Here is a 13,711-nt window from a genome sequence, read left to right on the forward strand (position 1 = left end):
TACATACCTATCTGATTTTAAATCTTTTTATAGATGATACAAAAGTTATTTGCTGGCATTTCTATGCTATGTTTATGTTGTAATCCATTTTGTTCCGCAATAGAAATAACATCTTCCAGATTACGAATACCCCAACTGCTATCTCTTGATTTTAAACTCATATCAAACTGGGCGTTGCTGTCAGATGTGTGTTGGTTATCTATTTTGTAAGGGCCATACATAAAGAGTATGCCATCGCTTTTTAAGTGGCGTCCTGCCCCTGATAGAAGGCCTAAAGTACAAAACCACGGGCTAATATGGATCATATTAGCGTTGTAAATAAGATCTAATGGTTCAGTTTCCCAATTTTGTGATGTGACATCCAGATAATGGGCTTCTTTCATATTCGATAGGTTTTCTGCTTCGCGATGGGCATTTGCACTGTCTATATGAGCAGTTTCTATATCTGTTGGTTGCCAGATAAGTGCGGGAAATGATTTACTGAAATGCAGGCCGTGTTCTCCTGATCCACAGGCAATTTCAAGTGCTTGGCCGGATGTGGGGATATATTCTTTTAAAACTTTTAAAATTGGCTCTTTGTTGCGGGCGGATGAAGGGGCATAAAGTCGTTTATCCGTGTTTTCATCAGATTTTGTCGCTGTATGAGATGTATTTCCCGTATTTATCATGTGAATTAATCTTATTTCCATTAAGTATAAGGTGAATTTCCATTAATATGGAGTAAAAATGAGCTTTTGTCGAATATTGGGGTTGCATTATTTGGTATGGGTTTTATATGTCTTTGCCAGTAATTTTATAACAATCGCCAAAAAGGATTTATCAGGAGTCCTGAAATTTAAATAAATGGCGTAAAATTGGAGTGATCGCAGATGACTTATGTAGTCACAGAAGATTGTATTAAATGTAAGCACACTGATTGTGTGGAAGTTTGTCCTGTAGATTGTTTCTATGAGGGTGCCAATATGTTGGTGATCCATCCGGATGAATGCATCGATTGTGGTGTATGTGAGCCGGAATGTCCTGCGGATGCAATTTTGCCTGATACCGAAGCAGATGCAGAAAAATGGTTGGAACTCAACCGTGAGTATGCAGATAAATGGCCTGTGATTACGATGTTGAAGCCTGCACCGGCGGATGCCAATGAATGGCATGATACGCCAAATAAATTTAAGGAACATTTTGATCCGACCCCGGGTACTGGTGACGAGTAAGTCTGTATACCCTGAAATAAATTATTGGATTCCTTGAGAATCTTTATGGGAACTTTAAGTTGACCCATGGTGAATCTAGCCTGAATCTTTTTTTGATTCAGGCTATGGGATTCCCCTTGAAATTATGTTACAATACATCCTTATTCGGCAGGATTTCGCTCAACATTAATTTGTTGGGGCGATTTTCTTAATGAGTTCATACAGAGTTCATAAGGACAATTTTCACGAGATATTGAAAACAAGTCTCACATATTAACGTAGCATTGGATTTTAATTGTTATGAGATTGTGAGTACCGCATGCATGGGATGGTGCGGGAGGTCTTTGTTACTGTGAATTTTGGCTGAAACAGAAAGAAAAAAGAAAGTAGAAATTGGAATGTCTAAAGCTATGACTTTCACAAAAGGTGACCACGTTGTTTATCCGACACATGGCGTGGGTAAAGTTCAAGGTATCGAAGAAACAGAAGTTGCAGGTGAAAAGCTGGAACTGATTATTATCGAATTTGACAAAGATCGCATGATTTTGCGTGTGCCTGTGGCTAAAGCTGCAAATTCCGGTCTGCGTAGTCTGTCTTCCCCTGACATCATGAAAGATGCGTTGAAAACGTTAAAAGGCAAAAGTCGCGTACGTCGTACCATGTGGTCTCGTCGTGCGCAGGAATATGAGGCAAAGATTAACTCTGGTGATCCAATTGCGATTGCTGAAGTGGTACGTGACCTATTCCGTAATGCAAATCAACCAGATCAATCTTATAGTGAGCGTCAATTGTATCAAGCGGCCCTTGACCGTTTGGCACGTGAATTTGCTGCGGTTGAAGAATTGGGCGAAGAAGAAGCGATTGAAAAACTAGAAACAATGTTGGAAAAAGCTGCAGCTTAATCCTTATTGCATTTATGTTTGAAAATACCGTTCTGTTTGGCAGGGCGGTATTTTTTTTACCTATATTTCACTTTACAGAGATGGCGGTTCCGGCCATATCATTTAAGTGGTTATTAGGATGGAAATCTCAAATTTAAGGTAAGAGGCAAAGATGGCAGGGCAAAATCCATTGGCTGTATTACGCGCCAATCGTCGGGTTTGGATTGTCGGTGCCATCCATAGTAATCTATCTGCGCTGAAAGAAATACATCAAGAAATTGCTTCCCAAGCCCAATTTGGCGATCGTCTGGTTTATACAGGTAATATGATTGGCTTTGGAGAGGAAACACAGCAAACCTTAGCTGAGATCATGAGTTTCAGGCGGTGGTTTTTATCCATCTGGCCTTATACTGATCTGGAAGATGTGGTTTATCTGCGTGGGCGACAAGAAGAAATGCTGGCAAAGATGACGCAGTTGCATTTTGCACCAGATCCACAAGAAGTTTTGCAATATGTCTATGCCATGGGACTTGAGCCGGTTCTTAAAATGTATGGCTTGAGCCGAGATCATTTAAATTCCGCTGCAGAAGAAGGTACAAACGCCTTGGTCACGTTAACGGGTCGGTTAAGTACCAATATTCGAAATATGCCAGGACATGATCCCTTCTTTAATAGCCTAAAGCATGCTGCCTATACGGAAGATGGCGTTATTCTTTGTGTAAGTAGTGGTCTGGATGGTGAAAAACCATTGCAAAAACAAGGTGATAATTTCTGGTGGAGTGGTGAAGATTTTCATCAACTGGGACATGCATATGGTGGGTTTTGCCGTATAATTCGCGGCTATGATCCGGCACATTCAGGGTTTAAGGAAACTGCCTTCACCGTCACTTTGGATAATGGACCAAGAGATCAGCAAAAAATCTGCGCTGTGGGGCTGGATCGCCAAGGTGAAGTGTTTGAAACTTTTATATCCAGCTAATCTTGAATGACTCTTAAATGTTCGGCAACGTCTAGACGAATAAAAGGGCCATTCCAACTTTCGATTAATCCACGTATTTCAACTTTAGTACCCTCAACATAAAGATTCTGGATTGTTTTTGTATCGAAACGTTCGTCGTTGGTAGGGATGCCAATAGTGAAATCATCCTGCCAATTCGATCCAAAATTCAGATATAAATAACTTCTTCGTTTGGCGGCTTGTGTGATGATACCTGTGGCAATGATAAAGCCTTTATATGGACCGTTGTATTGATTGGCGTCATAACTTTCGAATTTACCTGTTCCCCAAAGACCTGTCTTTTGAAGGCGTGCCTCTTTCTCTGCCTTGTACAAAATATCTATGTGATCCGTAAAACCGGTATTGAGTTGAACACGGGCAAGACCAAGATCTAACAATTGAACATTAAGCCAGTTTTGGTTGGGTTCTTTGGTTAGGGCATGAACACGACCAAAGAGATCATATTGATCACCTGTTGGTTGGATAACGAGTTTCTTGCCGACAGCATGATTTGAAAGCCATAGACGGGCTTTATTAAGCCTATAACCAGATAAACCATGACTTTGAGGACGTTCTATGCCGCTTAAAACAATAGTATGCCCCGACTTTCCGCGTAAGACAGGAAAATTCTGCATTCCCGTAATTTCATCCGTGAAGACTGGCGCCGAATTCTCCTCTGCGAATGCGGCATAATCACTTGCAAAAAAAGAAAATAGTAAAAGAAATCCGACTTTTACTTGCTTCTGTAAAACAGACATGGCACCAATTTAGTAAGACGTATGAATAAACGTTTATAGATTAATATGGATTGCGTTAAAGGAAAGTCTTTTATGAGCCGCCACAGACTTTATCCCCCAATTGAACCTTATAATCATGGTTATTTAAGACCTGATGGGCATCATGAAATTTATTGGGAGGAAGTCGGGACGCCTACCGGTATTCCGGTTGTGTTTTTGCATGGTGGCCCCGGCGCTGGCTGTAATCCAATGCATCGCCGTTTTTTTAATCCGCAATATTATCGGGTGATCTTGATGGATCAACGTGGTTGTGGACGATCTCGACCAAATGGGTCTGTGGAAAATAATACGACCCAAGATCTTATTGAAGATCTTGAAAACCTGCGCGAGATGTTGGGGATTGAGAGTTGGATCGTATTTGGGGGATCTTGGGGGTCGACATTGGCTCTTGCCTATGCGCAAGCTTTTCCAGATCGTATGAAAGCTTTGGTTTTGCGCGGTGTTTTTTGTGGTCGTCAACAAGAATTGGATTGGTTTTTCCACGGCGTGAAGCATGTTTACCCAGAGGCGCAGGAAAAGCTGCAAAACTTCCTGCCTGTTGATGAACAGGACGATATTTTAGGTAATTACTATAAGCGCCTTTGTGATCCAGATCCTGCAATTCATGGTCCTGCCGCACGTGTCTGGGCTGTATTTGAGGCCAGTTGTGTGGCATTAGAGCCAGATATGAAGGCTATTGAGAATATGATTAATCCCGAAGCAGATTTAGCTATTTCGCGTCTGGAAGCACATTATATGATCAATGATTTGTTTTTGAATGACGCCCCGATTTTAGAAAATATGCATAAAATTCAGCATCTTCCAGGATATATTGTGCAAGGCCGTTATGATGCAATTTGTCCACCTGTCACTGCATATGAACTACACAACAACTGGCCTAAGTCAGAATTAACGATGTTGCATGATGCAGGTCATTCCGCATCCGAACCAAGTATCACGCAGAACCTAGTTAAGATCATGGATAAGCTGGTAAAAACGTTTTCCGGGTCAGCTTAAATCCAAAAAGGCGGAAATTAATCGGCGAGATGCAGCCACAGGAGATTGTTGTTTGTGACGCACTTCCGCTTCTGCTTCTTCCAGTTTAGCTTTTAGTTTAGGGTGTTGGCGTAAACGATCGATCAAACCATCGCTTAACTCAGTCCAGAGCCATGCTGCTGCTTGGGCTTCACGACGATCATCCAAGGTGCCATTTTCATGCATCTGTGAGAAAAAACCACTGATATGACCCCATGCGATATCCAGCCCTTCTTGTTGAAGCGCGGAAACTGTTTCTACGGGGACCTGCCAATCCGCGGTTACCGGGCGTAACATATGAAGTGCACTACGATAGTCGGCTTTTGAACGTTTTGCCGTCCGTAATAAATCACCATCTGCCTTGTTGACCAAAACCATATCTGCAAGCTCAACAATGCCTTTTTTGATACCTTGTAATTCATCCCCGCCCGATGGCAAAAGAAGCAATAAAAACATGTCTGTCATTTCTGATACGGCTGTTTCTGATTGGCCAACCCCGACCGTTTCTACGAAAATGACATCAAATCCGGCTGCTTCACATACCAGCATGGCTTCACGGCTGCGCCTTGCGACACCCCCTAAAGATTTTCCTGCCGGGCTTGGGCGAATAAATGCTTCTGGACGACGTGATAGGCTTTCCATCCGGGTTTTATCCCCTAGGATTGAGCCACCGCTTACCCGGCTAGATGGGTCAACTGCAAGCACTGCTAATTTATGTCCCTGATCGATCACATGCATGCCAAAGGATTCAATAAATGTGGATTTTCCAACCCCGGGTACACCTGAAATACCGATCCGCCTTGCATTACCAGTATGCGGCAGCAGTTTTTCCAATAACGCATCTGCTTGGTCGCGATGATCGGGGCGGGTGGATTCAACCAAAGTAATTGCCTGTGCCAATGCCCGGCGATTGCCTTCAAGAATACGATCAGCGATTTGGGATATATCGACCATTTTTGCTTATGTCTTTAAGTTATAGATATGAGTGCGTTTAGTGAGGTTTCTTGGTGTTTTTATTGGCGTCAGATAACTGGGAACCGAACATGACTTCGCCAAGTGCGCGAAGACGTGCTTTTTCTTCAAGGGGTAAATGATCCAGATTTTCCTGTTTTTGCCGATAGATCATCATCGCATCTTGAACAGCTTTTAAATGATTAGGGTCGTGACCTGCAATTTTTTCTTCCATAGCAATGGTTTGCTCGGCTTCCAAAATAGCTTGTTTAATCAAACTCGCCGGATCATCGCTCGCGTGTGGTGTGCTTGCTTTTTGATGATGAATTGTAGGCTTGGCAGTGGGTTTTTTGGCAGCTTTTTTTGATGGTTTTTTCTTACCATCATCAGTTAATAATTCTGCCAACTTTTTAAACATAGTTTCATCCTTTAGGTGTTGATCCCATTTTAAGCTGATTTGCTTAAGATGTTGAGAAAAATCTAGGAAGATCTTGTTTTTCTTTCCCGATAGCCAATGTAAAGGCCGCTTAAAATAATCACGCCACTGCCTAGCCATGTGGAATCGGCCGGAATTTCCCCAAAAACTAAATAACCGAAAACAGCACCGACGATTAATTCCTGATATTGGAGAGGGGCCAATAAAGCTGCTTCCATATATTTGGTGGCTGCAATGATAAGGCCATGCCCTGTTGCGGCAGCTGCGCCAACGCCAGCCATTAATAGAACGGCCTCTAATGTCAGTTCAGACCAATTCATAAAAGCTAGGATGGAAAGAGCTGCAGTTCCCAGAACGCCTTGGTATAAGAGGCTAACAAAGGCCGGATTATCGCCCGCAGTCTTACGTGTTACGGTGATATAAACACCAAATAGTGCACCAGCACTAAGTGCATAAAGCGCAGGCCATTGAAATACGCCTGATCCTGGCTGAATAATAATCATTGCGCCAGCGAAACCAATGATAACGGCGACCCAACGATGGATACCTACTTTTTCTCCAAGAATAGGGACGCTCAATGCTGTTACAACTAAGGGCGCAACAAAGGCGAGCGATAAAGCATCTGCCAAAGGGACAGTATGTAATGAGGAAAAAAAGCAGAAGGTTGCAATCACAATTGTAAGGGCACGAAAAGTTTGAACCTTCAAGTTTTTGGGAATGAAACCGCTTGGTCCAAATTTTATCAACACAATTGGCATTAGAAACAACATATGGAAGAAATAGCGTCCAAAGGTAACCTGCCCACTATGATATCCCATGGTGGTCAATATTTTTGCAATGCCATCTCCCATCGGGACGACGACATAAGCTGCAACGCCTAGAACAAGGCCCAGCATCAAATTTTGATGTGTTGAGGGAGAGTGGATTGCAGCCTGTGTCATCTTTAAATTCCTAAATATCTGCGCCACCTTGGCCAACATAATCGGCCAATCTATGAAGCGGGGGATCGATAATTCCACAATCATCCAAATGTTTGACCGTGTTGAGTAAATAGTCACGATTACTGCCTGCACTGCCATGGGCGCGTACAATCATTGAAATGGTTTCATCTTCGCTTAAATCACCTGCATATTGAGGGTGGTGACGATCAACAACAAAAGTATGGCAGCTCAATGTCTCGCCATGCTCATTATTTGGATGCACAATAGCTGGCTCATAGACGCCTGTGACCATTTCACGCTCCCATAAATAATCCATGGCAGGTCGTGCTTGATCTGCAGAACAACGAATGGCGGATCCATGGCATTCCCCACCTTGATCCAAACCAAGAACAAGACCGGGGACTTCTGGTGTACCTCGATATCTGTGAGATTGTACACAGAAGGAACGGCTCCACCCTTTTAGAATAACAGATTGGATTTCTTCATGTTCAAAGCCTGGATTCCACATTAAGGATCCATAGCCAAATACCCAGATCTCCTTACCTTCTGGCAAGCTATCCAATAACTCCCGTTTCATATGATCGCGAACAGCCGGATCAAGTTTCGGATAAGCATTGGGAGGGTCAATTGGCGGTAACATGTTGCTTTAGATGCCTTCTAAGTCGAATTCACTGATATATTATGTTGTTTATAGGCTAGTTTAACTTTACGCACCAGTCAGATTATACTGGAAAACAATCATAAATCTTGTGCCATAAATTGGCCTTATAGATTGGTCAAAAGACTTATCTGTAAAAAATTCGCAAAAATTCGAGGCTCCATACTGGAAACAAAGTGGCGTATCTATTATAAAAAGAGCAAGAGAAATACTGGCCTTTTACGGGCATTGCATGCAGTAAGTGCATATTAGATAAATGGTTGAGATTTATGACTTCTGAAAATAATCGTCCAAATCCTGTTGTTGTTTGTATTCTGGATGGCTGGGGAGAGCGCAGCTCTTCTGAAAATAACGCGATTTTACAGGCGAATACACCAAACTGGGACAAGATTTCAGCAACTTATCCAAAGGCCAATTTACAAGCATCGGAAACTTTTGTGGGTTTGCCAAGCGGACAGATGGGGAATTCCGAAGTTGGTCATATGAATCTGGGCGCTGGACGTGTTGTTTTACAAGATCTTCCACGTATAGATGAAGCGCTTGATAGTGGCACATTTAAATCCAATACACGTTTGATTGCCTTTATCGAAAAAATGAAAGCAACAGGCGGTGTTGTTCATTTAACAGGTTTGTTGTCACCAGGTGGTGTGCATGCGCATCAAGACCATATGGCAAAATTGGCAAATCATCTGATCGAAGAAGGTTTGACGGTTAAGTTGCACGCAATTTTGGATGGTCGTGATACGCCGCCACAAAGTGCAAAGCCATTCGTTGAAACTTTTATGGAAATGTCCCCAAAAACCGAAGTGGCAACTATTTCTGGCCGTTTCTATGCAATGGATCGTGATAATAACTGGGACCGTGTTTCTTTGGCGGTTGACGCTATGTCTGCTGCAAAAGGTGAAAAGGCAGAAGATGTGCTGTCTGCGATTGATGCATCATACGCGGTTGAGAAATATGACGAATTTATACTGCCAACTGTGATTGGTGATTATGCAGGTATGCAAGATGGTGATGGGCTGTTTATGGCGAATTTTCGTGCAGATCGCGCACGTGAAATTTTATCGGTTTTCCTTGATCCGAATTTTGATGGCTATGACATCTCTAAGCCTGTTCAATTTGCTGATGCTTTGGGCATGGTGGAATATTCAAAGGCACATAACGCATTTCTTGGCACTGTCTTCCCACCCGAAGAGCTATCTAATACTTTGGGGGCTGTGGTGTCAGCTAATGGTTTAAAGCAACTGCGCATTGCTGAAACTGAGAAATACGCCCATGTAACTTTCTTCTTTAATGGGGGTGAAGAAACGGTTTTTGACGGGGAAGAGCGAATTTTAATTCCATCTCCAAAGGTGAAAACCTATGACATGCAGCCTGAAATGTCTGCGCCGGAAGTGGCGGATAATTTGGTTGATGCTATTGAGAATAAGCGGTTTGACTTGATTGTCGTTAATTTCGCCAATACCGATATGGTTGGGCATACAGGGAACCTGAAGGCAGCGATAAAGGCTGTAGAAGCTGTCGATGAATGTGTTGGTCGTTTGGTTCAGGCGCTTGAAACTGTTGGTGGTGCGATGCTAGTCACCGCTGATCATGGGAATGCGGAAATGATGGTGGATGAAAGCACTGGCCAGTCACATACTGCCCATACCCTAAACCCTGTACCATTGATCCTTGTAAACTCATTCGATGGGGTGAGTGGTTTATCATCTGGCCGATTGGCAGATGTGGCGCCAACCGTTCTTGATTTATTAAATATCGATCAACCTGCTGAAATGACAGGACAAAGTCTGATTCAATATGCACAACAATCTGCGGCAGAATAAATTAGATTATAAATCTACTGAGAAGCGATCATTCAGTCGGATGATCGGGGCGTTGTTATATGTGTCTTTTGCTCTAACTTTTTCGTCTGCGGCTGTTGCCGAAAGCGAAGAAGATCTTCAGCGTCTGCAAGCAAATATTGAAAAAGAAACACGGATCAAAGAAATTTTTGAGATGCAAGCACGTGCCTTGCAACAAGAAGCGCGGAACTTGCGAAATCAGTTGATCGAAGCCGCAAGTCGGACGCAGGATCAGGAATACCTGATTGATAATTTGAACGAACGTCTGGCAGAGTTAAAAGATGATGTGGCTTATCGCAAAAATCGGCTGGATGAGCGGTCTGCACAATTAAGTGGTACCTTAGGCGCCCTCACAAAGTTATCTGATGACTCTGCATCTGCGTTTTTTTTATTTCCAGGAACACCGCGGCAATCGGTTCATAGTGCCATGTTATTAAAATCTGCTGTTCCTGCCTTGCGAGATCGTGCTTTTGTCTTAAAAGAAGAATTAGACTCTTTGGCGGCTGTTGAAACAGATATTCATGAACAACTTGCTTCACTTGAAACGGCAGGTGTTAGGCTTCAAGAAGAGCAGGCTTCGTTAAAGGTGCTGCTTTCACGCAAGAAGCAACTGGCGCAAAAACAAGCGGCTCGTCAAGCAGCCTCACAAAAGCGGATTGACAAACTGGTTCGTGAAGCCAAATCCATGCAGGATTTGCTTGATAAGTTGAATAAAATACGACCATCGACGCGCCCGGAAAACACGGAACAAGCAACTGCTTCTATTCCAAGCGACATTATGATGGCTAAACCGACATCTGTACGTGCCTTTCCAAATTCAGGTCGTTTACCCTATCCGGTGTCAGGTAAAGTGGTGCAACGTTATGGGCAAGATTTAGGTTTTGGGCAAACGGCTAAAGGTATTAAAATTAAAACACGTGCTGCCGCACAAGCCATAGCCCCTCATGATGGACAGATTGCATTTGCTGGCCCCTTTCGGGACCATGGGTTGATCGTCATTATTGAACATGAAGGTGGATATCACACAATTTTATCTGGATTGGATGTGGCAAATGTGGTTACCGGACAATGGGTTTTATCCGGGGAGCCTATAGGATCCATGTCACAATCTCGTGAAAATGGCTTGGAATTATATGTGGAATTACGACGTAATGGGAAACCCTTAAACCCGTTGCGTTGGTTTAAACGTGGATAGGGAAAATGGATAAGCTTATTTCCTTAATGTTTTGTGACATTTACCGTGACAAAGTAAAGGAAATCAGCGAAAGTTGAATTCAACGACTTAGTAATTTAATTGATTTTCGCAATAGGCATCGTTGTAGATTGGTATCGGATATAAAGATGAAGAAATTTCTTGGTGTAACAGGTTGGGCAGCTGCATTGGCTTTAGGGGGCACTATTTTGATGTCCAATTCCTCGGCACAAACAGAGGAAACCTATCCTGACACATTAACCAATTTACGTATGTTGGGCGATGTGATGGAACATATTCGCGAAAACTATGTTGATGAAGTAAATGAAAAAGACCTGATCGAAGCAGCAATTCAAGGCATGTTAACATCGCTTGATCCGCATTCGACATTTTTGCCGCCAAGTGATTTTGAGGATATGCAACAAGATACCAAAGGTGAATTTGGTGGTCTTGGTATTGAAGTCACCATGGAAGATGGTTGGGTTAAAGTTGTATCCCCAATTGACGATACACCAGCTTATAAAGCAGGTATCGAAGCGGGTGATTATATTACTCATCTTGATGGGGAGCCTGTTCAAGGTTTAACCTTGGATCAAGCGGTTGAAAGAATGCGCGGCATGGTTGGTGAAGATATCGTGTTGACCATTGCACGCAAAGGACAAGAACCTTTTGACGTAACGATCACGCGTGACACCATTAAGATGCGTGCGGTTCGTTATCGCATGGAAGATGACGATGTGGGTTATATCCGTATTTCCCGTTTTAGTGAGCAAACACAACCAGGTCTTGATAAAGCGTTGAAACGTTTGAAGGAAGAATCTGAAGGAAATCTAAAAGGCTATGTGTTGGACTTGCGGAACAATCCAGGGGGTTTGTTAAATCAAGCCATTTCCGTAAGCGATACCTTCTTGGAGCGTGGTATTGTTGTTTCTACCCGCGGACGTGATGGTCGTGACGCACAAGACTTCCGTGCAGGCGCTGGGGATGATGCAGATGGTTTGCCGATTGTGGTTTTGATCAATGGTGGTTCTGCATCTGCTTCTGAAATTGTGGCAGGGGCGCTGCAAGATCATGGCCGCGCGATTATCATGGGGACAAAAAGCTTCGGTAAAGGATCTGTGCAATCGATCATGCCGTTATCTTACGGCGACGCAGCGATCAAGATGACCACACAGCGTTACTATACACCAAGTGGGGATTCCATTCAGGCAACTGGTATCGAGCCGGATATTTTAGTGGAACAAGCACGTCTGGAAACTGTTGAATCTCGCTTCCGCACACAAGAATCTGATCTTCGTAATTCCTTGAAAAACCCGGATGGTGAAGAAGATGAAGGTGCGAATGACGGAACCACGGAACCGGAAGAAGAAACAGCCGAAGATAATTCAAATGAAATTCAGGATTATCAATTGGAACAAGCTGTAAGAATGGTTAAGGGTGTTTCAATCTTCCAAAATATGGATGAAAACTAGGATTGAATATTGTTGAAGTTAATAGGGGCTGAGTAGCAGGTTGGGTAAATTCTCGTTACCAAGTTTGAAAGCGATTAAATTGCCTTTTGGTAAGGGCGAATCCTCGTTGCATGACCCTATTGAGGATGATGATACTAGCGATCCATTTGACTATGATGCGCCGTCTAAATTTCAAAAGATGTTGCCATGGTTGATGGTCGCAGGCGCTTATTTTCTGACAGTTGCCGGTGTTGCCGGTACCTATCTTTATCTTGATAGCCAGGCTGAACAGATTGAACAGGAACTGATTGACCAGCGTCCGAGTAATTTGATCGAAGAGATCAAGATTAGCAAATCAACCGATAATACTGAGCCAGAAGCAACAGAAGCATCTGAGAATGTGTCTGGTGAAGAAGATGACAAGGCTGAAAATGCTAATCCAGATGCGATGGCTGAAAATGCTTCAACTGAAGATACAGTAACATCTAATGATGCTGCGACTGCTGAACCTGCGGTTCGTGATTACGGAAAAATGATGCTTCCGCATCCTGATCCAAGTTTGATTGAGGAAAGCAAGGAAGGTCCCCTGCCCAAAATTGCGGATGATGGGCGTGAACCATGGCGTGTTTATTCGCGTCCATTTAATTCTTTTGAAAATCGTCCAAAAGTTGCGCTTGTGATGGTGGATTTGGGTATTTCTCGCAAGGCAACCACCGAAGCATTGGAGCGTTTACCGGGTGAAGTGACTTTTGCCTTTGCACCCTATACACCTCAATTACCGAGCTGGATCGCGAAAGCGCGTGATACTGGGCATGAAGTTATGTTGACCTTGCCAATGGAACCCATTGATTTCCCGAAAAGCGATCCTGGACCTTATGCGCTTTATACCAATTTGGAAGCAGCTCAAAATACCAAAAAGTTAAACTGGATTATGAGCCGTGGTACAGGCTATGTGGGGCTGATCTCCTATCAAGGGTCTAAATATTTATCATCTGAATCCCATGTACGTCTGTTAGCAGCACGTATGAAAGCGCGTGGATTGTTATATATGGATAGCTTTTATTCTCCTGTGAATGCGGCGCCAAAGATGATGGAATTGACGGCCGTGCCTTATATCACCATGGATGAAATTGTTGATACGCCACCTGGTCGTACAGATGTCTCAAGAAAATTGAAAATGATCGAAGAGATAGCCTTGCAAAAAGGAGTAGCTGTGGCGATTGCACATCCATATAGCGCGACGATTAAACAAATTGAACGCTGGGCCGAAGGATTAGATGAAAAAGGATTGGCTTTGGTGCCTGTGACTTCTGTCGCTATTGAAGGTTTACAGAAGTAATCATACATAAAGAAAATGAT

At 43.2% G+C, this 13,711-nt stretch carries 14 protein-coding genes; 8 read left to right on the top strand and 6 right to left on the bottom strand.

What is annotated here, in order from left to right; genetic code table 11:
• Nucleotides 1-17 precede the first annotated feature (17 nt).
• Nucleotides 18-668 carry a DUF938 domain-containing protein gene (locus ACOQOA_RS10230; RefSeq protein ID WP_420548537.1) on the bottom strand — a complete coding sequence of 217 codons (651 nt, stop codon included), beginning with the start codon at nucleotides 666-668 and terminating at the stop codon, nucleotides 18-20.
• Nucleotides 669-869: 201 nt separating this feature from the next.
• Here ACOQOA_RS10230 and fdxA point away from each other — a divergent pair, with 201 nt between their 5' ends.
• The 3 genes from fdxA (at nucleotide 870) to ACOQOA_RS10245 (ending at nucleotide 3,050) form a co-directional block, all read left to right on the top strand.
• Nucleotides 870-1,211 carry a ferredoxin FdxA gene (gene fdxA, locus ACOQOA_RS10235; RefSeq protein ID WP_155155257.1) on the top strand — a complete coding sequence of 114 codons (342 nt, stop codon included), beginning with the start codon at nucleotides 870-872 and terminating at the stop codon, nucleotides 1,209-1,211.
• Nucleotides 1,212-1,588: 377 nt separating this feature from the next.
• Nucleotides 1,589-2,092 carry a CarD family transcriptional regulator gene (locus tag ACOQOA_RS10240; RefSeq protein ID WP_420548538.1) on the top strand — a complete coding sequence of 168 codons (504 nt, stop codon included), beginning with the start codon at nucleotides 1,589-1,591 and terminating at the stop codon, nucleotides 2,090-2,092.
• A gap of 151 nt (nucleotides 2,093-2,243) precedes the next feature.
• Nucleotides 2,244-3,050 carry a hypothetical protein gene (locus ACOQOA_RS10245; protein ID WP_420548539.1) on the top strand — a complete coding sequence of 269 codons (807 nt, stop codon included), beginning with the start codon at nucleotides 2,244-2,246 and terminating at the stop codon, nucleotides 3,048-3,050.
• Here the strand turns inward: ACOQOA_RS10245 and ACOQOA_RS10250 are convergent.
• On the bottom strand, nucleotides 3,047-3,826 hold the full coding sequence (locus ACOQOA_RS10250; RefSeq protein WP_420548540.1) for a thermonuclease family protein: 780 nt from the start codon (nucleotides 3,824-3,826) through the stop codon (nucleotides 3,047-3,049). The two genes, ACOQOA_RS10245 and ACOQOA_RS10250, sit on opposite strands and share 4 nt — an antisense overlap.
• Nucleotides 3,827-3,898: 72 nt before the next feature.
• Between ACOQOA_RS10250 and pip the strand changes: the two genes are divergently transcribed.
• Nucleotides 3,899-4,861, top strand: coding sequence for a prolyl aminopeptidase (gene pip / locus ACOQOA_RS10255; protein WP_420548541.1), 963 nt, complete (start codon nucleotides 3,899-3,901; stop codon nucleotides 4,859-4,861).
• Here the strand turns inward: pip and meaB are convergent.
• The 4 genes from meaB to ACOQOA_RS10275 form a co-directional block, all read right to left on the bottom strand.
• Nucleotides 4,853-5,833 (bottom strand): methylmalonyl Co-A mutase-associated GTPase MeaB, encoded by a 981-nt coding sequence (gene meaB / locus ACOQOA_RS10260; RefSeq protein ID WP_420548542.1) that lies wholly within the window; start codon nucleotides 5,831-5,833, stop codon nucleotides 4,853-4,855. The two genes, pip and meaB, sit on opposite strands and share 9 nt — an antisense overlap.
• Nucleotides 5,834-5,870: 37 nt before the next feature.
• The gene (locus tag ACOQOA_RS10265; RefSeq protein ID WP_420548543.1) at nucleotides 5,871-6,248 is read right to left on the bottom strand and encodes a hypothetical protein; all 378 of its coding nucleotides are present in this window, start codon (nucleotides 6,246-6,248) and stop codon (nucleotides 5,871-5,873) included.
• A 62-nt stretch (nucleotides 6,249-6,310) separates the two neighbouring features.
• Nucleotides 6,311-7,207 (bottom strand): DMT family transporter, encoded by an 897-nt coding sequence (locus tag ACOQOA_RS10270; protein ID WP_420548544.1) that lies wholly within the window; start codon nucleotides 7,205-7,207, stop codon nucleotides 6,311-6,313.
• 10 nt (nucleotides 7,208-7,217) lie between these two features.
• Nucleotides 7,218-7,847 carry a gamma-glutamylcyclotransferase gene (locus tag ACOQOA_RS10275; protein WP_420548545.1) on the bottom strand — a complete coding sequence of 210 codons (630 nt, stop codon included), beginning with the start codon at nucleotides 7,845-7,847 and terminating at the stop codon, nucleotides 7,218-7,220.
• 287 nt (nucleotides 7,848-8,134) lie between these two features.
• Between ACOQOA_RS10275 and gpmI the strand changes: the two genes are divergently transcribed.
• From gpmI to ACOQOA_RS10295, 4 genes are all read left to right on the top strand, one after another.
• Nucleotides 8,135-9,691, top strand: coding sequence for a 2,3-bisphosphoglycerate-independent phosphoglycerate mutase (gene gpmI / locus ACOQOA_RS10280; RefSeq protein WP_420548546.1), 1,557 nt, complete (start codon nucleotides 8,135-8,137; stop codon nucleotides 9,689-9,691).
• 61 nt (nucleotides 9,692-9,752) lie between these two features.
• Nucleotides 9,753-10,904: a murein hydrolase activator EnvC family protein gene (locus ACOQOA_RS10285; RefSeq protein ID WP_420548547.1), complete on the top strand. Its 1,152-nt coding sequence runs from the start codon at nucleotides 9,753-9,755 to the stop codon at nucleotides 10,902-10,904.
• 146 nt (nucleotides 10,905-11,050) lie between these two features.
• Nucleotides 11,051-12,373, top strand: a complete 1,323-nt coding sequence (locus ACOQOA_RS10290; protein WP_420548548.1) for a S41 family peptidase — start codon at nucleotides 11,051-11,053, stop codon at nucleotides 12,371-12,373.
• 40 nt (nucleotides 12,374-12,413) lie between these two features.
• Entirely contained in the window at nucleotides 12,414-13,691 is a 1,278-nt protein-coding gene (locus ACOQOA_RS10295) for a divergent polysaccharide deacetylase family protein (RefSeq protein ID WP_420548549.1), read from the top strand.
• Nucleotides 13,692-13,711 lie beyond the last annotated feature (20 nt).

Source organism: Curvivirga sp., from assembly GCF_965219885.1.
In the GTDB taxonomy this organism is placed as follows: domain Bacteria; phylum Pseudomonadota; class Alphaproteobacteria; order UBA8366; family Aestuariispiraceae; genus Curvivirga.